This window comes from Aquabacterium sp. (genome assembly GCF_035476535.1).
Taxonomy (GTDB): Bacteria; Pseudomonadota; Gammaproteobacteria; order Burkholderiales; family Burkholderiaceae_C; genus Pseudaquabacterium.
On sequence record NZ_DATILJ010000240.1, the window covers coordinates 19,107 to 42,666 of the forward strand.

The 23,560-nt window shown below is 69.8% G+C and carries 15 protein-coding genes and 1 pseudogene; 10 read left to right on the top strand and 6 right to left on the bottom strand.

Going from position 1 to position 23,560, the window contains the following annotated elements:
- Positions 1-34: 34 nt before the first annotated feature.
- The 3 genes from VLK61_RS23690 to VLK61_RS23700 are packed head-to-tail and all read right to left on the bottom strand — an operon-like array spanning position 35 to position 4,936.
- Positions 35-2,014: a serine/threonine-protein kinase gene (locus VLK61_RS23690; protein WP_325424587.1), complete on the bottom strand. Its 1,980-nt coding sequence runs from the start codon at positions 2,012-2,014 to the stop codon at positions 35-37.
- Entirely contained in the window at positions 2,011-2,985 is a 975-nt protein-coding gene (locus tag VLK61_RS23695) for a TraB/GumN family protein (RefSeq protein WP_325424589.1), read from the bottom strand. The genes VLK61_RS23690 and VLK61_RS23695 overlap by 4 nt, the downstream gene beginning before the upstream one ends.
- Complete coding sequence (locus tag VLK61_RS23700; RefSeq protein ID WP_325424591.1) at positions 2,948-4,936, bottom strand: caspase family protein; 1,989 nt, start codon at positions 4,934-4,936, stop codon at positions 2,948-2,950. The genes VLK61_RS23695 and VLK61_RS23700 overlap by 38 nt, the downstream gene beginning before the upstream one ends.
- 137 nt (positions 4,937-5,073) lie before the next feature.
- Between VLK61_RS23700 and VLK61_RS23705 the strand changes: the two genes are divergently transcribed.
- Positions 5,074-5,316, top strand: coding sequence for a DUF4160 domain-containing protein (locus VLK61_RS23705; protein ID WP_325424593.1), 243 nt, complete (start codon positions 5,074-5,076; stop codon positions 5,314-5,316).
- Positions 5,300-5,548: a DUF2442 domain-containing protein gene (locus tag VLK61_RS23710; RefSeq protein ID WP_325424597.1), complete on the top strand. Its 249-nt coding sequence runs from the start codon at positions 5,300-5,302 to the stop codon at positions 5,546-5,548. Before VLK61_RS23705 ends, VLK61_RS23710 begins: the two co-directional genes overlap by 17 nt.
- A gap of 29 nt (positions 5,549-5,577) precedes the next feature.
- On the opposite strand, the gene icmF is transcribed toward VLK61_RS23710, so the two are convergent.
- Complete coding sequence (gene icmF / locus VLK61_RS23715; RefSeq protein WP_325424599.1) at positions 5,578-8,889, bottom strand: fused isobutyryl-CoA mutase/GTPase IcmF; 3,312 nt, start codon at positions 8,887-8,889, stop codon at positions 5,578-5,580.
- A gap of 120 nt (positions 8,890-9,009) precedes the next feature.
- Between icmF and VLK61_RS23720 the strand changes: the two genes are divergently transcribed.
- The 8 genes from VLK61_RS23720 to qhpG all read left to right on the top strand — a co-directional run bounded on the left by VLK61_RS23720 (position 9,010) and on the right by qhpG (position 19,535).
- On the top strand, positions 9,010-10,083 hold the full coding sequence (locus VLK61_RS23720) for an AraC family transcriptional regulator (protein WP_325424602.1): 1,074 nt from the start codon (positions 9,010-9,012) through the stop codon (positions 10,081-10,083).
- Positions 10,080-10,652, top strand: a complete 573-nt coding sequence (gene greB, locus VLK61_RS23725; protein ID WP_325424604.1) for a transcription elongation factor GreB — start codon at positions 10,080-10,082, stop codon at positions 10,650-10,652. Before VLK61_RS23720 ends, greB begins: the two co-directional genes overlap by 4 nt.
- A gap of 249 nt (positions 10,653-10,901) precedes the next feature.
- Positions 10,902-11,552, top strand: a complete 651-nt coding sequence (locus VLK61_RS23730) for a Crp/Fnr family transcriptional regulator (RefSeq protein ID WP_325424606.1) — start codon at positions 10,902-10,904, stop codon at positions 11,550-11,552.
- Between the two features lie 91 nt (positions 11,553-11,643).
- On the top strand, positions 11,644-13,191 hold the full coding sequence (locus VLK61_RS23735; RefSeq protein WP_325424608.1) for an FAD-binding oxidoreductase: 1,548 nt from the start codon (positions 11,644-11,646) through the stop codon (positions 13,189-13,191).
- 1 nt (position 13,192) lies between these two features.
- A complete protein-coding gene (locus VLK61_RS23740; protein ID WP_325424611.1) occupies positions 13,193-14,833 on the top strand; it encodes a hypothetical protein in 1,641 nt (546 codons plus the stop codon).
- Complete coding sequence (locus VLK61_RS23745; protein WP_325424613.1) at positions 14,830-16,515, top strand: ferritin-like domain-containing protein; 1,686 nt, start codon at positions 14,830-14,832, stop codon at positions 16,513-16,515. Before VLK61_RS23740 ends, VLK61_RS23745 begins: the two co-directional genes overlap by 4 nt.
- Before the next feature lie 136 nt (positions 16,516-16,651).
- Positions 16,652-18,007, top strand: a complete 1,356-nt coding sequence (locus VLK61_RS23750; RefSeq protein WP_325424616.1) for a radical SAM/SPASM domain-containing protein — start codon at positions 16,652-16,654, stop codon at positions 18,005-18,007.
- Complete coding sequence (gene qhpG / locus VLK61_RS23755) at positions 17,982-19,535, top strand: flavin-dependent monooxygenase QhpG (RefSeq protein ID WP_325424618.1); 1,554 nt, start codon at positions 17,982-17,984, stop codon at positions 19,533-19,535. Before VLK61_RS23750 ends, qhpG begins: the two co-directional genes overlap by 26 nt.
- 1,868 nt (positions 19,536-21,403) lie before the next feature.
- On the opposite strand, the pseudogene VLK61_RS23760 reads toward qhpG, so the two are convergent.
- Both VLK61_RS23760 and VLK61_RS23765 read right to left on the bottom strand, forming a co-directional pair.
- Positions 21,404-22,798, bottom strand: a pseudogene (locus VLK61_RS23760) (adenylate/guanylate cyclase domain-containing protein); the annotation flags it as partial.
- Positions 22,799-22,889: 91 nt separating this feature from the next.
- Positions 22,890-23,489 carry a GNAT family N-acetyltransferase gene (locus VLK61_RS23765; RefSeq protein WP_325424619.1) on the bottom strand — a complete coding sequence of 200 codons (600 nt, stop codon included), beginning with the start codon at positions 23,487-23,489 and terminating at the stop codon, positions 22,890-22,892.
- Positions 23,490-23,560 lie beyond the last annotated feature (71 nt).

A 23,560-nucleotide genomic window follows, 5' to 3' on the forward strand; every position in this document is an offset into this window, starting at 1 on the left:
GTCTCGACACCGCAAAAATGCGGCGTCGCGGCGCTCATCGAATGATGAAGTCGGCTGGCTGGATCGACAGTGTCTTAGGACACGCCGTGCCAGTCGGCGGCCCGCCGGCCGTGCAATCGGGCACACCCAGCAGGCGCCCGGGCCGGCCCTCGGCGAAGGCGCGCACGGCGTCCTGCAGTGTCAGGCCCTGGCTGAGCGTGGCGGGCAGCTTGATCGGCTCGGACGTCACGACGGCAATCATCCAGCTGCGGCCCAGCGGCGGCCGGGCCTCGATGTGCCAGGTGGAGGCGGGCCGGGGCAGCTGCAGTGGCCGGCCGGCGCGCACGCGGTTGTTGCCGTCCAGCGCGTTCGGGAAGGCCAGGATCAGGCCCGCGCCGGGCGCTTCGTCGACCGCCAGGATCTGCAGCACGCCATCGTTGCGCGAGGTGACATCGACGGTGATCCTTTCGCCGAGCTTCACGGTGGCCGGCCGGACCCGCAGCGCCACGCCGCCCGGCGCGGTGGACAGCCGGGCCAGCCCGTCCAGCACGCAGGGCCAGTCGGCATCGGCGGCAGGGCAGGCCAGGCCGGGCACATGGGCGGGGTTGGCGGTGCCGGTGGGCACGCTGGCACTGGCGCTGATCGGGCCGGCCGAGGCCGCGACCGTGCTTGCGATCGCAGCTGTTGCGACCGACGCCGGGGGCGGTGCCGCCGAGGCTGCCTGGGCAGCCGATGCGGCCGGGTCCGTGCCGGTAAGGCCGCCACCGCCGGGTTCGTCCGGCGGGCCCCAGGGCACGAGGGCGATGATCGCGGCAGCCAGCGCCGCCCCCGCCAACCCGCCGGCCGCGAGCCGCGCATTGCGGCGCGCGAAGAACGGCAGTGCCGGGGCGGGCGGCGCTGGCGGCACCGCCGCGCCAATTGCCGTGGGCGTTGCCGGTAGCGCCGCCGCCGCGGCAGTGGCCTGCGTCGGACCCGGCGCCCAGGTCTTGGTTGGCGTGCTGTTGTCGACCTGGGTGGTGTCCTCGTCTGGGGCCACGCCCTGGTCGGCATGCGTCAGCGGCGTGGTCGCCGGCGGCGCCACGAAGGTGGCGGTGGGCGCGGCCCGGGCCTGGGTCGGGCTGGGCCAGGCGCCGCTGCGTGCGGCCGGCACTGAAGGCAGTTGCGCCAGCGCTGCGCGCATCTCGTCGGCGCTCTGGAAGCGGTGCTCCGGCATGATGGACATGCCCTTGTCCACCAGCGCCAGGAACTCCGGCGAGAAGCGGTCTGTGCCCTTCTCGGCGGCGGTGACGAAGGCGGCACCGGCATAGCGGTCCACCGCCGGCATCGGCGACTGGCGTGCGATGGCGAAGTAGGCCACGCCGTTCAGCGCGTACAGATCGGTCCAGGGGCCTTGCTTGATGGCGTCGGTGTACTGCTCGATCGGTGAATAGCCGGGCTTGTAGATCAGCGAGGTCTGCGCATCGCTGGCCTTGCGCGTGGCGCCGAAGTCCAGCAGCACCGGGCGCCCGTCGGGCTGCAGGATGATGTTGTCGGGCGAGACATCGCGGTGCACCAGGTTCTCGCCGGGCAGCGAATGCAGCGCATGCAGTGCGTCCAGCATGCGCTGCAGCAGCGACACCAGCCAGGCTTCGCTGACTTTCTCGGGCGCGCCCAGCACCGTCTGGCGCAGGGTCTGGCCCTCGTACAGCTTCATCGCCATGAAGGCCGTGCGATTGGCCTGGAATACGCGGTACACCGCGACCAGCGAACCATCGGCGCGTGTGCGCTCGTTGAGCATCGACAGCAGCCGCGCCTCGCGAATGAAGCGCGTCATGCCGGAGCCGAACATCTCCACCGAATCTTCGTCGGCCGGGTGAACCTCCAGCGCTTCGCGGCGCGAGAAGCCCTGCAGGAAATACTCCTTCAGCGCCACACGGCGGTCGAGCATGGGCTCGTAGGCTTCGTAGACGATGCCGAAGCCGCCCTGGCCCAGCACGTGGCGGATCTCGAACTCGCCGATGACCGTGCCGGCCGGCAGCGTGTCGCGCAGGCTCATTCTCTTTCCCCGGACGGTGGTGATGGAAGTTTCACGGTGTTGATGCGTTCGATCCTGAAACCGGCCGCGGCCAGCTGCGCCAATACGCCGCCCGGGCCGACCAAGTGGGCCGCGCCGATGGCGGCAAACACGCCGTTGTCTGCCAGCAGCGGCTGCAGGCGCTGGGCGAAGCGCTGGTTGCGAGCGTCGATGATGCATTGTGTCTGGCGCGCGGCGGCTTCCCGGACCGGCGCAGAGATCGGGTAGCGCTCGGCCATCAAGGCCACCAGCGCGCCGGTGCGCTGGGCACGGTACAGCGCCAGCGCGTCGCGGTTCAGGGTTTCGAAGAAGCCGTCGGGCATGGCCAGAGTGTCCTTCAGCAGCAGCAGGTGGTCGGCCGCCGAGAGGCATTCGAAGGCGCCGAACTGCTCCTGCAGCGTTTCGAGCGACAGCACCGGCAGCCGCTGCTGCCTGGCCTGCCAGACCAGCCGGTCGTCCAGCGTCTCCAGCGTTAGCGGCGACGCGGCCTGCAGCAGCTGCGTCAGCACCCAGGGCCGGTAGCGCTGCGGGTCGCGCAGCGCCAGGCCGATGCGCGCCAATCGGGCCTGCAGGCGCTGCAACTCCCGGCTGTCGAGCCGGCCGGCGAGCGACTCACCGCCCGACAGGCGTTGCAGCCGCTCCAGTTGCGCGGGGTCGACGCTGCCGGGCGCCAGTTCCACCACCAGGCGGTTGGCCGTCAACAGCAGCGACCAGGTCTGCGGCGGCACCGCCAGCTCACGCGTCTGGCCGATGTGGATGGTGCCCAGCAGATGGCCCACCGCGCCGGTGGCAGCGTGGATGCGCCACAGCGTGCCGTGGTCGTAGGCTTCTTCGGCGGGCTGCGCTGCCGGGTTCGCGCCGGCCCGCTGCACCAGCGCCAGCCACAGCCCCAGCAAGCGCCCGGCGGCCGCCCGCCTACCTGCGCGAGACAGCGACCAGTTCCTGCCGGTCATGCTGTTCGATCTGGCCGTTGCTCAGGCGCACATAGGTCTCGTGCGCGATGTCGGCATTGACGCCGGGCGTGACCCAGATCGTGCGATTGACCACCGCGCCCAGGCCGACATTGAAGCCGCGGGCCTCGATGCGGTAGGCCTCGAAGCTGCCGGCCGGCACTTGCACGGTTTCCTTGGCCGCTACTTTCACGTCATAGCTGAAGGTGTAGGTCATGCCGCTGGGCCGAGCCTGCTTGAACATCGTGCGCCAGCGCTTGCCCACCACCAGCTCGGCCGGGTAGAACTGCCGCGGCGTGCTCAAGGCCCCGCGTGCATTGGCGGTGGTGTTGCCCATCAGGTCGGAGCTGGCCTCGCCGTCGTTGAACTCGACCCGGTCGGCGCCTTCGTCGACTGCGGTAACGCGCATCGTCAGCGGCTTGCTGGCCTTGCTGAACTGGTCGACGACGCGGAACTCGTAGGCATCGCCGACACGGTAGTCGCGCCGGTGCGGGTTCAGGCCGTGAAAGTAGGGCGTGGCGGCCAGGCTCGCGCTGGGCGACAGCGGGGCCTGCGCAGCGACGATGCGCTGCGCGTCGGCGGCCGAGGCCAGGCGCTCGATTTCCACGCGCGCGGTGTCGGCCTTGTGGGCCTGCGCCGCTGCGGCGTCGCGTTCCTGCTGCTCGGCGCGGCGCTGGCGGGCTTCGGCATCGGCGGCGCGCTGTTGCGCGATGCGCAGCGCGTCACGGCGGTCGGCCTCCCGCTTCTGCGCTTCAGCCTGTTCGTGCGCCAGCTTCAGGGCCTTGGCCTCGGCGGCGGCCAGGCGCACGGCTTCTTCGCGCTCGGCGGCCAGGCGGGCGGCGTCGCGCTGCGCGGCCTGCTGGCGCTCACGCTCGGCGGCTTCGGCCTTCAGGCGCTGCGCCTCGGCTTCGGCGGCGCGCTGGCGCGCGGCGTCGCGGCGCAAGTGGTCGCCCTTGCGCAGTTCTTCTTCCAGCAGGCGGTTCAACCGGGCCTGCGCCAGTTCGCTGGCGTTGCCGCTGGGGTAGGCGCGGATGAAATCGGTCAAGCCGGCGATGTTGTTGCTGTTGCGCACCTTGGACCAGTCGGCCTGTTCCTGCTCGAAGCGGCGCTCCAGTTCGGCGTCGCTCAGCTTGGCCTTGCGCTGCGGGAACAGCATCACGTCCTGTTCCAGCGAAGTGCTCTCCCAGGGGATCTGCCGGCCTTCGGATTCCATGCGCACGTTCAGGCGCACGCGCTTGAAGGCATCTTCGAGCGAGACATCGGGCGCCGCCAGTTCACGCACCAGGTGCTTGGTGTACAGGCCGTTGCTGCCCTTGCCGTCGTAGGCCAATTGGCCCGGCGCGGTGGCATAGGCCAGCAGGCTGCCGGACGGCGCATCGAAGGGGCTCAGGCCCTTGGCCGGCGGGCGGTACATGCCGACGAAGGGGTCTTCGCGGCAGGCGTCCAGGATCACCAGGTAGCTGCGGCCGCGGGCCTCGTTCATGTAGCGCATCAGCTCGCTGACATCGACCGTCTGCTTCTGCACATCGGTCGCGCTGCCAACCTTGGCGTCCACCGGCACCAGGTAGTTGCGCCAGTCCTGCTGCAGGCCGTGGCCGGCGTAATAGAACACCGCGAACTTGACCTGCGGATCCCGCAACGCCAGGCCGAAGCGGCCGATGGATTGCACCAGGTCGCCGCGCGCGGTATCGATGCGCATGTCGACCTGGAAGCCGGCCTTCTTCAACAGCTCGGCCACCGCGCGCGCATCGTTCTTCGGATTCGGCAGCGAGGCGGCGGGGTAGGCGGAGTTGCCGATCACCAGGGCCATGCGTTCGGCGTTGGCGGCCAGGGCGGGCAGGGCCAGCGGCAGCAGCGCGGCCAGCGCGCTGCACAGCGCGACCAGGCGCCGATGGGCGCCGCGCCGGCGTGCCGCCGGACGTGCGGCAGGGGCGGGCCGGTCAGGCGTGGGCAAGGTCATGCAGGCCCCTTGGGCTCCGGAGGGGAACATCGTCCGGAATTTTAGGAGGGGCGGTTTGCACCGTGGGGGCGATCGGCTGTGCCGAAAGTCAGGTGGTATGTGTTGCCTGCGTGCTGCGTCTAAGATGGCGCATGCCGGTCATCCTTCGATATCGTGGCTTTCGATTCTTCTTTTATTCGAACGAAGGCAGCCCACGCGAGCCCGTGCATATCCATGTTCGGGGCGAAGGTGGCGAGGCGAAGTTCTGGCTCCGGCCGCAAGTCAGAGTGGCTGACAGTGATTCACTCGATGCGCGCACCTTGCGAGAACTCGCGTCCGTCGTGGAACAGAATGTTGACATGATCGAGAGAGCCTGGAATGAGTACTTCGCCTAAAGCGGTTCGCTTCGACGACGACAGCATGTGGGTGGACTTGACCGATGGTCGCGTCATCGCTGTTCCACTGGCCTGGTTTCCCCGCCTGCTGCACGCCACGCCGGCTCAGCGGGCACAGGTCGAACTCAGTCGTCACGGGCTGCACTGGGACGATCTCGATGAAGATGTTTCAGTGGCCGGCTTGCTGGCAGGTGCCGGAGATTTGACTCGCAAGTTGCCCACCGTCGCGTAGCGCACTTCACGCCCTTTACAGACGAGAGTTCACATGCTGCGCCGGTACTGCCCCCCCACCTCGAACAGCGCGCTGGTGATCTGGCCCAGGCTGCAGCATCGCACGGCCCGCATCAGCACCTCGAACACGTTGTCGTTGGCGATCACCGCCTGCTGAAGTTGCTTCAGCATCGCCGGCGATTCGGCGGCGTGGCGCTGGTGGAAATCGGCCAGGCGCTGCAGCTGCGACTGCTTCTCTTCGTCGGTCGAGCGCGCCAGCTCGATGGTCTGGGGCGTCGCGTCGCCATGCGGGTTGCGGAAGGTGTTGACGCCGATGATGGGGTATTCGCCGGTGTGCTTCTGCATCTCGTAGTGCATCGACTCTTCCTGGATCTTGCTGCGCTGGTAGCCGGTTTCCATCGCGCCCAGCACGCCGCCGCGTTCGGCGATCTTTTCGAACTCGGCCAGCACCGCTTCTTCCACCAGCTCGGTCAGCTCGTCGATGACGAACGCGCCCTGGTTCGGGTTCTCGTTCTTGGCCAAGCCCCATTCGCGGTTGATGACCAGCTGGATCGCCATCGCGCGGCGCACGCTCTCTTCGGTCGGCGTGGTGATCGCTTCGTCGTAGGCGTTGGTGTGCAGGCTGTTGCAGTTGTCGTAGATCGCGATCAGCGCCTGCAGCGTGGTGCGGATGTCGTTGAAGGCGATCTCTTGCGCATGAAGTGAGCGGCCGCTGGTCTGCACGTGGTACTTCAGCTTCTGGCTGCGTTCGTTGGCGCCGTACTTTTCCTTCATCGCCACGGCCCAGATGCGCCGCGCCACACGGCCGAGCACGGTGTACTCCGGGTCCATGCCGTTGCTGAAGAAGAAGCTCAGGTTGGGCGCGAAGTCGTCGATGTGCATGCCGCGCGCGAGGTAGGCTTCGACGAAGGTGAAGCCGTTGCTCAGCGTGAAGGCCAGCTGGCTGATCGGGTTGGCGCCGGCCTCGGCGATGTGATAGCCCGAGATCGACACGGAGTAGAAGTTGCGCACGTTGTGGTGCACGAAATACTGGGCGATGTCGCCCATCACCTTGAGTGAGAACTCGGTCGAGAAGATGCAGGTGTTCTGGCCCTGGTCTTCCTTCAGGATGTCGGCCTGCACGGTGCCTCGCACATTGGCCAGCGCCCATTCGCGGATCTTCTCGCCTTCGGTGTCGGTCGGTTGTCGGCCGTTGTCGGCGGCGAACTTTTCCATCTGCTGGTCGATCGCCGCGTTCATGAACATCGCCAGGATGCTCGGTGCGGGCCCGTTGATCGTCATGCTGACGCTGGTGTTCGGCGCGCAGAGGTCGAAACCCGAATACAGCACCTTCAGGTCGTCCAGCGTGGCGATGCTGACGCCGGAATTGCCGACCTTGCCGTAGATGTCGGGCCGCAGATCCGGGTCGTTGCCGTACAGCGTGACCGAGTCGAATGCGGTAGACAGGCGCTTGGCCGGCATGCCTTCGCTGACCAGCTTGAAGCGCCGGTTGGTGCGGAAGGCGTCGCCTTCGCCGGCGAACATGCGGGTCGGATCTTCGTTCTCGCGCTTGAACGCGAAGGTGCCGGCGGTGTAGGGGTAGCTGCCGGGCACGTTGTCCAGCATCAGCCACTTCAGGATCTCGCCGTGGTCCTCGTACTGGGGCAGGGCGACCTTGCGGATCTTGCTGCCGCTCAAGGTGGTGTGGACCAGGCGGGTGCGGATCTCCTTGTCGCGAATCTTCACCACATAGTCGTCGCCGGCATAGGCTTTCTGCATCTCCGGCCACTGCGCGAGAAGCTTGCGCGCGGCGGGGTCGAGGCGGGCGTCGCGCTCCTCGGCGAGCTTCAGGACGGTGTTCTTCGCGCCGTCGCGGGAGGCGTCGTCTTCCTGCAGCATCCGTGCGGTCTCGCGCAGTTGCTGCAGTTCGCGGGCCAGGCGGGCCTGAGCGCGGGCACGGGCCTTGTAGCCGCGCACGGTGTCGGTGATCTCGGCCAGGTAGCGCACGCGGGAACCGGGCACCACAGGGGTCTGGTGGGTGCTGTGTCGGGTGTTGACCGGCGGCAGGCGGCCATCCGTGAGCGACAGACCCAGTGCGCCGAGACGCGGCTTGAGCGCCTGGTACAGGGCGGTCACGCCATCGTCGTTGAAGCGGCTGGCCATGGTGCCGTAGACCGGCATCTGGTCGGGCATCACGTTGAAGGTGCCGCGGTTGCGCTGCACTTGCTTGGCGACATCCCGCAGCGCATCGGCCGCACCCTTGCGGTCGAACTTGTTGATCGCGACGAACTCGGCGAAGTCCAGCATGTCGATCTTCTCGAGCTGGCTGGCAGCGCCGAATTCGGGTGTCATCACGTACATCGGGATGTCGACCAGCGGCACGATCGCGGCGTCGCCCTGGCCGATGCCGGAGGTCTCGACGATGATCAGGTCGAACCCTGCGACCTTGGCGGCGGCCAGCACGTCGGGCAGCGCGGCCGACACTTCGCTGCCGGTGTCCCGTGTGGCCAGGCTGCGCATGTAGACCCGTTGGCCGGAGTCGGCTGAGCCGACCGGCTTGGACCAGGGCGCGATGGCGTTCATGCGGATGCGGTCGCCGAGCAAGGCACCGCCGCTCTTGCGCCGGCTGGGGTCGATCGAGATCACCGCGATGCGCAGCGCGTCGTCCTGGTCCAGCCGCAGCCGGCGCACCAGTTCATCGGTCAGGCTGGACTTGCCGGCGCCGCCGGTGCCGGTGATGCCGAGTACCGGGGCGGTGGTGTGCTTTGCCTGTTCGTGCAGCGCGGCCACGAGACTGGCATCGGCCTTGCCGTTCTCCAGCGCGGTGATCAGCTGCGCCAACTTCCGCCACGCGGCTTCGCTGTGGCCGGTGATCGCGTCCAGCGCGCTCGGCGCATGGCCCGACAGATCGCGGTCGGCCCGCATCATCATCTCGCCGATCATGCCCTGCAGCCCCATGCGCTGGCCGTCTTCCGGGCTGTAGATCCTGACGCCCTGGTCGGCCAGCGCGCGGATCTCGCTCGGCACGATCACGCCGCCGCCGCCGCCGAAGACCTGGATGTCGTCGCCGCCGCGGGCCCGCAGCAACTCGACCATGTAGGCGAAGTATTCGGTGTGCCCGCCCTGGTAGCTGCTGACCGCGATGCCCTGCACGTCTTCCTGCAGCGCGGCGGTGACCACCTCGTCCACCGAGCGGTTGTGGCCCAGGTGGATGACCTCGGCGCCCATGCCCTGCAGGATGCGGCGCATGATGTTGATCGCTGCGTCGTGGCCGTCGAACAGGCTGGCCGCGGTGACGAAGCGCAGCTTGTGCGTCGGGCGGTAGTCGGCAAGGGCTCGGTATTCGGCGGACAGGTCGGTCATCGGGTGTCTCCGGCAGCGGGTGGCCAGCCGGAAGTCTAGGCCTCCCGGCACGTCCCGTGCATGGCCGAAGCGCTCACACCCGTGCACGGATTTGCCAGATTCAGACAGAATCGGCGGACCATGCCCGCCATCGCCCGCAGCGTGTCCATCGCTTTCGTGCGCAGCGCGCTGCAGCGCGTGCCCGAGCTTGGGCGCGCGGCGCTGCTGCAGCGCTGCGGCATTCCGGCGGCCGCGCTGGCCGACGATGCCGCACGGGTGAGCGCCAGTGCCTTTGGCGCGCTGTGGCTGGCGGTGGCCCGCGAGATCGACGATGAATTTTTCGGCCTGGACGCCCGCCGCATGAAACCCGGCAGCTTTGCCCTGCTGTGCCATGCACTGGCCGGCGCCGCCACGGTCGACCAGGGGCTGCGCCTGGCGGTACGCGGCTTCAACCTGTTCTTCGACGACGTGCAGGCCTCGCTGGCGCTGCAGGGCCGCGAGGCCCGGCTGGTGCTCACGCCGGCCGCGCAGCCGGCGGATACCCAAACCGAGGCCCAAACCAAGGTCCAAACCGCGGCCGAGGCCGATGCCCGGCGCTTTGCCGACGAGACCTTGCTGATCATGCTGCACGGCCTGCTGTGCTGGCTGGCCGGCGCGCGGGTGCCGGTGGCGCGCCTGGAGATGGCTCACCCGCGGCCGCCGCATGCCGACGAGTACCGGCGCATGTTTTCGCCGCAGATGCGTTTCGACGCGCCGCGCACGCTGCTGGCCTTCGACCCGCGCGCGCTGGGCCAGCGGGCGGCGGTGGATGCCGGCGCGCTCAAGGCCTTTTTGCGCGATGCGCCCAGTTCGGTGTTCATGAAGCAGGTGGCCGACGCACATGCCGCTTTCGGCGAACGGGTGCGCCGACGGCTGCGCCGTGCCGGCAGCCACTGGCCGACGCTGGACACGCTGGCCGCCGAGCTGCGCCTGTCGCCGGCCACGCTGCGCCGGCGCCTGCAAGCCGAGGGCACCAGCTGGCGCCGGCTGAAGGACGAACTGCGCCACGAGCGCGCGGCATTGCTGCTGGGCGAAGGCCGGCTCAGCGTGGCTGAGGTCGCGTCCCGGCTGGGTTATGAAGATGCCAGCGCCTTCTACCGCGCCTTCCGCCGCCGCATGGGCGTTGGACCCGGTGCGTTCCGGCGCTCGGCCAGCGCGGAAAATGCATCCCCATGAACAAGGCCTTCACCCGCGAACCCGACGGCGACACCGACGACGATGACGAAGCCGGTGCCGGCCTGCCGCCGCTGCCCGCCGGCAGCAAGAACTACATGACGCCGCGCGGCTACCAGACGTTGCGCGACGAGCTGCTGCAACTGATCGACACCGAACGGCCGAAGATCGTCGAGATCGTGCACTGGGCCGCCAGCAACGGCGACCGTTCGGAAAACGGCGACTACATCTACGGCAAGAAGCGGCTGCGCGAGATCGACCGCCGCATCCGCTTCCTGACGCGCCGGCTGGACATCGCCGAGGTCGCCGACCCATCGGCCCACCACGGCAGCGACCAGGTGTTCTTCGGTGCCACGGTGACCTATGCCAACCAGAAGGGCGAGGAACGCACGATCACGATCAAGGGCATCGACGAGGCCGACAACCTGCAGGGCGAAGTGAGCTGGGTCTCGCCAATCGCCCGCGCGCTGCTGAAGGCCAGGGAGGGAGACGAGGTACGGCTGCAGACACCGGGCGGTGTCGAGACGATCGAGGTGCTGGCGGTGACGTACCCGGCGCCGCGCGCGGGCTGAGGGTCGTTGTGTGCGGCGCGAACCGCACAGGCTGGGGGTCTGGCAGTGCTGCAAGGCGGGTGGCAGCTTTTGCCACCACCCGCCGCAGCGTCCCTGAGCCGGTGCCGTTGTGACGGTCTGCACGCACTGTAGAGGCCAAGTTCCCTTTTTCCATCGGCACAATGCACCTCGGCCGAGTGACAAATTCCCCAACGGACAAGCGCCGCGGCCCACGCCGCAAGGCCTTGGCCATAATTGAAGAGCATGACCGTGACATCTGCCGCTGACGATCGCCTGCCCCACAGCCTGCTGGTCGCGATGTCGCGCCATGGCGGCACCCGTTCGTTCGCCGCCAACACCGTGCTGATCCATGAGGGCGATGAAGGCGACGCGCTCTACATCATCCTGAGCGGCCGCGTGAAGGCCTATTCGGCCGGCGCCCAGGGCCGCGAGATCGTGCTCGACGAACTCGGCCCCGGCCAGTTCGTCGGCGAACTGGCGATGGACGGCGAGCCGCGCTCGGTCTCGATCAAGACGCTGGAGCCCACCGCCTGCTGCGTGGTGCAGCGCGAAGGGCTGGATGCCTTCCTTGTCGAGCACCCCGAATTCGCCGGCCACCTGACACGCAAGCTGGTACGCATGGTGCGCCGGCTCACCGAGCAGGTGAAGAGCCTGGCGCTGCAGGACGTGTATGGCCGCGTGGCACGGGTGCTGATGGAGTTGTCCGACGTGCAGCCGGCCGGTGGCGAGACCCGCACCGTGCGGCAGAAGCTGACGCAGCAGGACATTGCCGACCGCGTGGGCTCATCGCGCGAGATGGTGCACCGGGTGATGAAGGAACTGGCCATCGGCGGCTACGTCACGCCGGATGAAAACAGCAAGTTGTTGGTGATTCGCAAGAAACTGCCGCACGCCTGGTGACTGCAGCAAGACCGCGCAGCATGCAGCGCGGGGTGGGGCGGCTCGTCGTGTTTCAACACATCCCGGCATGGCCCGGGCAGGGGGAGCAAGCATGTGGCGCAGAACTGCCAAGCAGCGTGAGCGGCTGCAGAAGATTTCCGGCTGGGCCGGTGTGGTCGAAGGCTTCGGCCTGCCGTTCACATCGGACGAACTGGGCGATCTGCAATCGGCGCTGCAGGGCGAGGTGGTGCTGCCCTCCGACCCGTCCTACGCGGCCTCGCGCCAGCAGCAGAACCTGGCCTTCCAGTATTTCCCGCTGCTGATTGTCTACTGCGAGGTCTTCAACGACGTCTACCAGTGCCTGCGCTTCGCGCACGCGCACAAGTTGTGGGTCACCACGCGCTCGGGCGGCCACAACACCGCCGGCTATGCCGTCAACGACGGCATGGTGATCGACGTCTCGCGGCTGAACAGCATCGTCGTGGACCCCGACCAACGCATCGTCACCTGCGGCCCGGGCACCGACTGGGCCAAGCTGAACGCCACGCTGGTCGACTACCAGCTGCATGTGCCCACCGGCATCTGCGGCAGCGTCTGCGTGGCCGGCTTCATGCAGGGCGGCGGCTTCGGCCAGACCTCGCGCAAGTGGGGCATGAACTGCGACAACGTCAGCGAGCTCCTGGTGATGCTGGCCGACGGCCGCATGGTGCGCGCCAACGAGTCGGTCAACGCCGATTTGTTCTGGGCGATGCGCGGCGGCACCGGCAACAACTTCGGCGTGCTGCTGCAGGCCACCTACCGGCTGCAGCCGCAGCCCGAACTGTGGGGCTGGGGCCTGCAATGGTCGATGAAGGAAGCGCCGCAGGCGCTGGCCGCGATGCAGGCCGGCTACATGGCCGCGCGTGGCAAGGACACTGCGCCGGACGAACTGGGCTACATGGCCGCGCTGACCTTCCTGGGCGACCCGGCCGAGCCCTGCCTGGTGATGCGCGGTATCTGGTGGGGCGACAAGGCCGGCGGCATGAAGGCGCTGGCGCCGCTGATGCGCGAGACCGGGCTGAAGGCGCTGTCGCTGGACAAGACCGGCACCTATAACGAACTCAATGAATGGCTGTGGACGGGGGTGCCGAACTGCCCGGACCTGGCGCGCGAAGACAAGCAGTCGACGATCATCGCCAGGCAACTCAAGGTCGCCGACTGGAAGAAGATCTGCAAGCGCTTCGAAGCCAGTCCGAACCCGTGGAGCTGCGTCGCGATCGAACCCTACGGCGGCGCGATCAACCGCGTGCCGCGCGATGCAACGTCGTGGATCCACCGCGATGCGGACATGGACCTGTTCGTCGATGTGTTCTGGATGGACGAGCCGGAGCGCATCCGGATCGAGGCCTACCTCGACGGCTTCAACGAACTGCTCAAGCCTTACGGCAACGGCCAGTCCTACCAGAATTATCCGCGCGCGTCGCAGAAGGACTACCGCGAGCTGTACTGGGCCGACCAGTTCCCGAAGCTCTTGAGCATCAAGCGCAAGTACGACCCGAAGAATTTCTTCCACTTCCAGCAGAGCGTATCGCCGAAGCCGGGAGAGAAGTGGCCGAAGCCGGCGCCGGGTCCGATCGTGCCCGAGCCCTACGGCCCGCCGCCCATCGCCACGGAGCGCTGAGATGCGCGCGTTGGTCGAAATCTTCTTCAATCCCCCAATGGCCGTAGCGCGCTTCGGCGCCAGCCCGACGCCGCTGGAGGCCTTCGAGTGGCGTGTCTCGCGCGACGCCCATGGTCGCGTTCTTACCGTGGTAGAGCCGGCTTTGAGTTTCCGCGTCGCCGACGATGGCCGCCTGCAGCCCTACAAGCCTACCGACATCCGTTTCAAGGAAGACGATGGCAGCGTGCGCCCGGTGGCGCCGTTCTTCGAACTCTGGGCCCGCATGCAGGGCGCTGATGGCGGCATCGAGGAAGAGCCCTTCACGCTGGCCCTGCTGGCCGAGCTGAAGATCACGCTGCGCCACCTGTCGGTCGAAGTGAATGCCGCGAACCTGAAGGCTGCGCGCCGTACCAACGACGATGCCTGCGGCTTCCAGGCGCGCGTGGCCTTCGGCGGCGACGACCACACCGTGAAGCCGCTGCTGGCCTGCAGCCCGCACACCTCCGGCCTGCAGCCGCTGGTGCTGCCGGACAAGCCGGTGCCGCTGGGCTGCGTGCAATGGCTGAAGCCGGTGGCCGAGCGCGACCCTCAGCACCCCGCGGCCGACCTGTCGGTGTTGCGCCTGCGCTTCACGCCGGCGGCCGGCAAGGTGTATGGCCCGCCGCGGGCCGTGCAAGGGCCGGATCGCCTGACCATCACCGGCCCGGTCGATGTGCTGCAGCTGAAGAACACCATCGAAGGCCGCGTGCACACCATCGTGCCGCCGGACCAGCGCATCCTGAGCGACGACACGCCCTGGTCGACCTACCGCATGGTCACCGGCCTCTACGAAGACCCGCAGCCGCAGGACGGCTATGACGGCTCCGACGACGGCAACAGCCAGAGCTGGGGGGTGGTGGACGACAGCTGCGACGCGCTGGTCGCCGTGACCGTGGCCTGGCGCGGCAACCGCTATGTCGCGCAGGGCCGGGCCTTCGTCGGCCCGCCGGCCTTTGCGCCGGACCGCCGGCCGTTCTATTCGGTGGCCGACGACCTGGCCGATCGCGACCTGCCGCTGGTGCCGGTGACACCCGAAAACTACCACCAGGTCAAGGCCGAGGTGGTGCAGTTGTTCCGGCGCGTCTTCGAAACGGCCGCGTCGATGAACATGGACGCCGCACGCACCGAAGCCTTGCAGGACAACGAGGCGATGAGTGCGCCGCCATCGCCGCGCCTGCCGCAGACCGGCCCGGCCAGCATGACCGAGGCCGACCAGCCCTACATCGACCGCACGCCGGACCTCACGCTGAACCAGCCGCCGACCGAGTTCACCACCAGCGTGCGCGGCGACCGCCTCAGCTACACCCAGGCCGTGCCCTTCGTGCATTCGCAGCTGATGGAAGAAGCGGTGCTGATCGACTTCCTGCGCCGCCGCCATGCCCATGTGCGCCGGCTGCTGCGCCCGGCCTTCGGCCTGATCACCGAATGGCATGCCGAGGCGCTGCCGCCGCCGGATCCTAACTTCCGGGATCCCCGTGTCGTGCGCGATCTGATGCACGACATGCGCATGCCGCCGTACATGCGGGATGCCTACTACGTGCCCTTGTCGCTGACGCGCCGGCAGTACCGCATGATGATTGACTTCCTCGATCTGCTGGCCAAGGAAGAGGGAGCGACCGCATGAGCAGTGTCATCAAGCCGCGCAACCTCACGGCCCGCGCCGCGCACCGCGTCCTGGGCAACCCCGCCAGCGCCGGCCTGGACGCCAGCGTCGGCAACTGCTTCCCCGGCCTCGAGATCGATGTGCGCAACCTCGATGGCCGCTTCTTTCCCGGGTTGGTGTTCTGGGTCGTCACCGCGCCGGCCGCCCCGGTGCCGGAAGCCCCGACCAACCAGGCCGGCATCCGCCTGCACCAGATGGATTTCCTGCAGGACCCGATGCTGTCGCCGACCAGCCCCGAGCCCTGGGCGCAGACGCTGCTCTCGCAGTTGTCGGGTGATGTCGGCATCACACTGTCCAGCGGCCGCTGGTACCTGAGCTGGATCGAACAGGACGGCCAGCGCATCAGCTGCGACCAGGTCGACGGCACGCCCTACGACGGCGAGTTGGTCTGGCGCTTCCTGCGCTGCATCGCGGCTGAACCGCTGGTGACGATCGGTCTGGTCGAGCGCGGCGTGCCGCAACCGGCACCGCAGATCGTGCTGACCGGTCGCCGCCGGCGCTACACCGCCGAATCGGGCGTCATCGACACGGCCTTCAAGCCCGGTGAATTGACGCAAAGCCTGTGCAACCCGTGGCAGCATGATTTCCGCGATTGCGCCTGCTACTACTGGGCCTCAAACCATCCGGATGTCGTGCTGTCGGCGTCGCAGGATCCGGAGACCGCGAACACCTGGCTGGACTGGCTGCGCCGCGACCGCAGCCCGGCCGGCGAGGTCGCCGCACCGGCCAGCCGCGCCGAGGCCAGGCCGCTGCAGATCGACCATTTCGAGATCAACCAGACCTGGCAGGACCTGGCCTTCGTGATCGGCGGCCACGAGATCGGCGCGGTCTACCAGCCCGCAGAGCCGGAGCAACTGCGGCCGTACAAGAACGCCACCGAGATGATCGACGACCTCGAGCAGCGCCTGGCGCCGCTGGAGCTGCGGCTGGCCTTCGAGTACCTGTACAGCCTGTTCTCGCTGCGCCAGCCGGGCGAGGTCGACGCCGCCCGCTGGCCGACGATGCCGGCCGACCTGATCGCCACGCGCCAGGCCATCACCATCGTCGCGATCGGCGAGATGACGCACCTGCGCTGGGCCAACCAGCTGCTGTGGTCACTGGACCAGGCGGGGCTGTTTCCGAAGGGCCGGCACTACCGGCCCATCCTGACGACGCCGCCCGGCAAGCTGCGCCCGCTGGACTATGCCGCGCTGGACGACTACATCCACATCGAGCGACCCGCTGGCGCGATCGACCGGGCCTATGCCCGCTGCGTGGCGACGCTGGAACAGCCGAAATACCCGCGTGCGCTGTGGCAGCTGGCGGTGAAGATCGATTCCGACGGCATGGACCACTTCAACCGCTTCACCGAGATGAAGCAGACCTTGCTGGCCTACGGCGGTGCCGCCGGCGGTGGTCCGGAGCTGCCCTATCTGCGGCCGGTGAAGATCGGCACCCCGGCGCAGACGCGCGAGGCGCTGGTGCGGATCAAGGCCATGCTGGCGGCGCTGAACGACGCGTACATTGCGCAATATCGCAATGAGCCCGAGCGAGCCCAGGCGGCGATCACGCAGTCCCGCGATGCGATGGACCTGCTGCGCGTGCAGGCCGAGGCGCTGGCGGCGCAGAGCATCGGCATTCCCTTTTTCGCGGCGCTGAAGTGAACCACCCCCGTAGCGCCTTCGGCGCTTCCCCCTCAAGGGGGCGGCGCCAGCGGACCGGCAAAGCCGGATCCGCGGCCCCTGCTTGGCTCCGGGTTCATGCGTCGAGGGTATCGCTTCGGCGCCATGGAGGCCTGACATGAGTGTGATCGCCAGCGTGCTGGTGTCCGCCATTTCGCGGCGGCCGGCCGCGCCGCGCGGGCCGTCGCAGGCCTTCAGCTTTCGCACCGCGTCCAGCCACCACGTGCTGGTGGCGGATGGCTCGCGGATCTACGACGTCGATGCCGGCTTCGCGCAGGCGCTGGCCGACGCTGCTGCGCGTGGCGGCCCGGCGGCCGAGCGCGCGCTGCTGGCTTCGCTGGGCCTGCTGGGTGTGCCGGCGATCGGCACGTCCTTCGACGCACCGCTGGTCAACGCGCTGTCGCTGGCCATTGCGCAGCGCTGCAACCTGGCCTGCGGCTACTGCTATGCCGACGGAGGCAGCTTCGGCGGCGAGGCGAAGGCGATGGACTGGGAGGTCGCGCGCCAGGCGGTGGAGGGCCTGCTCGACAGCATCGATGCCGGCGGCCGCGCCAGCCTGGCCTTCATGGGCGGCGAGCCGCTGACCGAACGCGCCTTGCTGCGCCGGGTCACGCGGCATGCGGCCGAGCGCGCCGCGCAGCGCGGCATCACGCTGAACTTCGCGCTGACGACAAATGCCACGCTGCTGAACGAGGACGATGCGGCGTTCCTCGCCGAGCATGGTTTCACCGTTACCGTCAGCCTGGACGGCGAGGCCGAGCTGCAGGACGCCTTGCGCCCGACGCTGGGCGGCACCGGCAGCCATGCGCGCATCCTGTCGCGCTTGCAGCCCCTCCTATCGCGCCAGGTGAGCGGCGGACTGCAGGCCAGTGCCCGGCTGACGGTGACGACGCGCCACCACGACCTGCGCGCCAGCGTCGAGCACCTGATGTCGCTGGGCTTCCACAGCGTCGGCGTGTCGCCGGCCCTGCATTCGCGCGACGGCCAGCTGGCGCTGAACGCCGGCCACATGGCCGGCCTGCTGGCGCAGATGACCGGGCTGGCGCAGGAGGCGGAACGCCGCTGGCTGCGTGGCGAAGCCTATCCCTTCGGCAACCTGATGGCGGCGCTGCAGGAGATCCACCGCGGCACGCACCGGCCGCTGCCCTGCGGCGCCGGAGCCGGCTACCTCGGTGTCGCGGCCGATGGCCAGCTGAACGCCTGCCACCGCTTCGTCGGCGACGACACGGCGGCCTTCGGCGATGTGCAGCAGGGCCTGGACCAGGCGGCCCGATCACAGTGGCTGTCCGAGCGCCATGTCGACCGCCAGCAGCCCTGTGCCGGCTGCTGGGCACGTTACCTCTGCGGCGGCGGTTGCCACCACGAGGTGCAGCACGGCGGCCGCCAGGCCTGCGATTTCATTCGTGGCTGGCTGGCGCATTGCCTGGGCGCCTATGTGCGCATTGACCATGCAAGGCCCGGCCTCTTCGACTGAGATCCTGGTCATCGGCGCCGGCCCGGCCGGCTGCGCCTGTGCGCTGCGCCTGGCCCGCCTGGGCCATCAGGTGACGCTGGTCGAGCGCGGTGGCCCGGGCCGGCCGGCGGTGGTGGAGTCGGTGCCGGCGGCGGTGCAGCCCTGGCTGGCCACGCTGGGCGTGCAGCAGGTGGTCAACGGCGCGGGCTTTCTGCGCCCGACAGGTGCCTGGGTGCAGTGGGCCGGCCCGGCCCAGCGCCAGCAGGACCCGCAGCCCGGCTTCCAACTCGAGCGCTCGCGCTTCGACGCGCTGCTGCGGCATGCCGCGCGCACGGCAGGCGTGCACTGGTACCCGGCCGCGGCGCGGCCGGCCGAACGCACGGCCGATGGCCGCTGGCGCGTGCCGCTGCATGACGGCCGCACGCTGCTGGCCGATGCGCTGGTGCTGGCCACCGGCCGCGCCGGGGCGCCGGTGCCGGGTGCGCTGCGCAGCGCGGCGCTGGTCGGCTCGTGGGCGGCCACTGGGTTGCGTGGTGACACCGACAGCCGCGTGCAAGCCCAGCCCGAGGCCTGGGCCTGGGCGGCGCCGCAGGCCGATGGGGGCTGCACGGCGGCCTTGTTTCTTGCCGCGTCGCGGCTGGCGGGCCTGGATGCCGCAGCCCGCCTGCGGCTGTACCGCGACGAGCTGTTGCGCTGCGACCTGCTGGCGCCGATGTTGCGCGGCCAGGGTCCGCTGCAGCTGCGCATCGCCGATGCCACGCCGCGCCTGGCCGAACCGGTGATCGCCGCCGGCCTGCTGCGCGTCGGCGAGGCGGCGCTGAGCCTGGACCCGCTGTCCTCGCAAGGCGTGGTGTCCGCGCTGCGCAGCGGTGTGCAGGGCGCCGCCTGCCTGCACACGATGCTGCGCCGGCCGGCCGATGCCGCACTGGCCCTGGCCTTCTACCAACAGCAGCTGCAGCGCGAGCAGCAGCGCCACGGCCACTGGCGCGCCGGCTTCCTGGCGCAGGCGGCCGGGCAGTTCGGTTCGCCGTTCTGGCAATGGCAGGCGAATGACGCGGCCAGGGCCTATCCGCCGGATGAGTCTGAACCCCTCGGCCTCCGGCCGCCGCTGCCGGCGCTGGAACAGCGCATCCAACTCGACCGGCGCATCCGGTTCCACCCGGCGCCGATGCTCGATGGCGACTGGGTGGTCGCCGCGCCGGCGCTGCTGCACCCGGGCCTGCCGGCACCGGTGGGCTATGTGCAGGGGCAGCCGGTGGCCGGCTTGCTGGCCGCGCTGGCGCCACATAACACGGTGGGCCGGGTGCTGCAGGCCTGGTCGGCGCTGCTGGGTGCGCAGGCCGCGGTCACGCTGCTGCAGGCCTGGTGGCGTCAGGGCGTGGTGGTCGAGGGCGGGGCGCTGTCGGCAGACGGCGCGGCGGGGTCGCCCAAGGTGGACGCCGCGTCACCGACGGCGGACACCCCATCATCGACGGCGGATGCCGCGTCACCCACGGCGGATGTCGCATCGGCCGGCGGACCACCCAGGCCCGCCAATGGCAAGTCCTGAGCGGCCAGCGCCGCGGCGCTGCGCCGTTGCCACATCAGCGCGCCCTGGCGTTCGGCCAGCGCCAGTGCGTCGGCCAGGCGCCGGCGGCAGGCGGCAGGCCCTTCGGCCTCTTGCAGCAGCAGCGCTTCGACGCGGCGCAGTTCGGGCTCGGCCCAGACCTCGCCGGTCAGCGTGATGCCTTCATGCGCGGCCATCAGCAGCATGCGCGCATCGTCGAGCCGGCCCAGCGCGGCTTCGGCCTGGGCCATCAGCATCTCGCCGTGCGCGCGGTAGTTGCGCGCGCCGGTGCCCCACCAGGCGGCGGCGCCGTCGCGCATAACCGGCAGCGCGGCAGCCGGCTGGCCCTGGTGCAGCAAGGCTGCGCCCTGGAAGAACTGGCCGGCGCCGGCCATCAGTGCAAAACCGTGTTCGCGTCCGACCTGCACCGTGCGTTCGGCCAGCAGGGCCAGCGCCGGCCCCTGTTCACGCAGCGACAGCAGCAGGCAGCCGAAGATCAGCGATTGGGCCAGGCTGTGCGCATGGCCGATGGCTTCGGCATGCGCGATCAGCTCTTCCTGCAGCGCCTGCGCCGCGGCTTCGTCGCCGAGCACGAACAGCGTCAGCGCCAGGAAATTGCCGGCCATCACCTTGTGGTCGATGCCCTGGGCATGGGCCAAGCCGGCATGGCGTTTGTGGTCGTACATCGCCAGCGCGCGCTGCAGGTGGGCGCGGGCGGTGGCCGGGTCGCCGACATGGAAGGCCACGGCGCCCAGCGCGCGGTGGGCGATCATCTCGATCGTCGGATCGGCATTGGTGCGCGCCACCGACAGCAGCTGCCGCGCCGGCGCCAGTGCCGCGGCGCACTGGCCACGCACCATGTGGTAGGCATACAGGCCGTTCAGCGCGGTGATCATCGCGCCTTCGTCGTAGAGGGCGCGGGCCAGTTCGACGGCGCGCTCGCTGGCGGCGCCGGTGGCGGCGGCGGCCACGCCCTGCGATGCGCGCAAGGCGGCCAGTCGCAGCACCTGCAGGCCGAGCTCGGCGCGCTCGCGCTGTTCCCCCTCCGGCAGCGATTCGAGCAGCGCCATGCCCTGGTCCAGGTCGGCCAGCGCTTCGATCACCGCCGAGCGGGCCAGCGCACGTTCACCGGCGCGGCGCCACAAGGGCAGGGCGCGCAGCGGCTCGTCGCCCTCGCTGAAATGCCGCGCCACGGTTTCCGGCTCCAGTTCCAGCACGCCGGGGAACTGCGCGGCCAGCACGGTGGCGATGCGCTGGTGCAGCGTCTTGCGGGCGCTGCGCAGCAAGGACTCTTCAGCCGCCGTCTGCAGCAAGGCGTGGCGGAAGACGTAGCGCGCCTGCGGTGCGATGCCGCGCCGCAGCAGCAGCCCGGCGCTGACCAGCTGGTGCAGGCCCAGGCTCAGCTCGGGCGCCGGCCGCTCGCTGACCGCGGCCAGCAACTCGAAGGAAAACTCGCGGCCCAGCAGCGCCGCGGTCTGGGCCAGCGATTTGGTGCTGCCCAGCCGGTCCAGCCGCGCCATCAGCGAGGCGTTCAGCGTGGTCGGCATCTGCGCCGGCCACGCTGCACCGCCGTCCGGCCCGCTGCCCGGGCCGGCGGCAGCGGCGGCCTGTTGGCCATCCAGCACGGCACGCAGGATTTCTTCGGCATACAGCGGCACGCCATCGGCGGTTTCGACAATGCGTTCCAGCAGCGGCGCCGGCAGCTCGCGCGGCGGCTGACCGGCCGGAAGCGCTTCTTGCACCAGGCCCCGCACCAGCAAGCGCATGGCGTCGGCCGGCAGGCGCTGCAGCTCGATCAGTTCGCGCTCGGTGTTCAGCAGCCAGGGCGGGTCGAAATCGGGGCGCTGGGTCAGCAACAGCATCAGGCCGCGGGTCGTCGCGGCGCGGGCCACCAGGCGCTCGACCAGTTTCAGCGTCGACGGGTCGGCCCAGTGCAGGTCTTCGCACAGCAGCAGCACCGGTTTGCGCGGCGAGGTGCCGGCCAGCCAATCGAGCAAGACCTGCTGCGTGCCCTGCATCAGCTCGGCCGGGCTCATGCCCGCGGCCGGCTGCGCCGGCACCGACGCAGGCACCACCAGCGCGGCCAGCAGGGCCAGTGCGTCGTCGCGCTGGATGCCGGCGTCGGCGAGCAGCGTGCCCAGGCGTTCCTGCACCTCGTCGTCGGCCGATTGCGGGTTCAGGCCGCTGCGCCGCGCCAGGTGCTGAGCCAGCGGGTACAGCGCGCTGTGGCGGTGGAACGGTGAACAGCGCAGCACGATGGTCTCGGCGCCGGAGGCCTGCAGCGCGGCCCGCAGCTCGTTGGCCAGCCGTGTCTTGCCCAGGCCTGGCTCGCCGCGCAGCGTCACCACCCGGCCGGTGCCGCTGCGTGCCGCTGCCCAGGCCTGGTGCAGCAGCGCGAGCCGGCCTTCGATGTCGATCAGCGGCGCGCGGGCCCCGGGCTGGCGCTCGCCGGGGTCGCGCTCGCCCTGCACCCAGGCCAGGCGCATCGGCTGCGCGCTGTCCTTCAGCCGGTGCAGGCCCAGGTCTTCGGTGATGAAGGCGTCGCGCAGCAGGCGCAGCGTGGTGTCGCTGACGACCACCGTGCCGGGCGCGGCGCGCTGCTGGATGTGCGCGGCGAGGTTCGGCGCTTCACCCAGTGCCAGCGATTCGCGCCGCTCGGCGGTGCCCATTTCGCCGACCACCACCACGCCGGTGTGGATGCCGACGCGGATGCGCAGGCCGCCCGGTAACGCGGCGGCCAGCTTCACGGCGCTGGCGCGTTGTACGGCGGGCTGCAGCGCCAGCGCGGCCCGCACGGCGCGTTCGGCGTCGTCTTCATGGGCCTGCGGCCAGCCGAAGTAGGCCAGGATGCCGTCGCCCAGGTACTGCGCGATGTGGCCGCCCAGCGGCTGCAGCACGGCGGCGCATTGCTGCTGGTAAGTGCGCAGCAGGTCGCGCCAGTCCTCGGGGTCCAGCCGGCCGGCCAGGCGGGTGGAGCCGGCGATGTCGCAGAACAACACGGTGATCAGCCGACGCTCGGCCTCGGCTGTCGGTGATGCTGTGTGTGGTGTTGCGGACGGGAGAGCCGCTGAACCGGCCGCTGCGGCCCAGCTCAGCACACCGGTGTCATCGAGCTGCGCCACGCGCAGCACCGTCACCAGTTCGTGGACCAGATCGGCCAGCGCCGCGTCGTCGAGCGCGTATTCACGCTGCAGCGCGCGGCCCGAAACCCGCTGGCGGCGCTGCAACAGCTCGGACGCTGCATCCAGGATTTGTTCGAATCGCACCGCCGACGCCCGTTCCCGGCCCAGAGCGGGCTCGTGGCCCGTAACGCGGAAGTATAGGCATGGGGAAGGTCAGGCCCGCGGGGCCCGCGGCTCAGCCCGGGAACGGCGGCAGCAGCAGCAGGTGCAGCTGCACCATGTCGTCTTCTTCGGGGTGCGGCGTGCGGGTGAAGCCGCAGTGGTGCAACAGGGTCAGTGCCGCACGGTTGCTGCAGGCCACATCGCAGCGCAGCCAGCGCAGGCCGCGACGGGCGGCCGCACGGGCGATGGCCAGCAGCGCCTGCGTGCCGATGCCATGGCGCTGCCAGGCGTCGGCCACCACCAGCGTGATGTCGGCGCTGCCGGTGTTGCCGTCGACCATGAAACGCGCTTCGCCGATGATGCGCTCGCCGCCTTCGTCGGGCACGGTGATCACGAATCCGACATGGTGGTCGAAGTCCAGCTCGGTCAGCTCGGCCAGCTGGGCGGCCGACAAGGCTTCGGCGGCGCCAGGAAAGCGCGCATGCCGGCTGGCCTTGGACAAGCCGGCGACAAGATTCGCCAGGCCCGGGCCGTCCTTGGGCAGCACCGGCCGCAGCTGCACCGGCGTGCCGTTGGCCAGGCGCCAGCTGGCCGCCAGGTCGGACGGAATGCGGCACAGCGGCTGCGCGAACGGGGCGGCGAACGGTGCACGCAGGATGGGCGAGGTCATCATTGGCGTCGTCTCGGGGTGAATGGGGCCACTTTAGGGCCCACCCCTAGTTCGAGGTGATGAACAAATCGCAT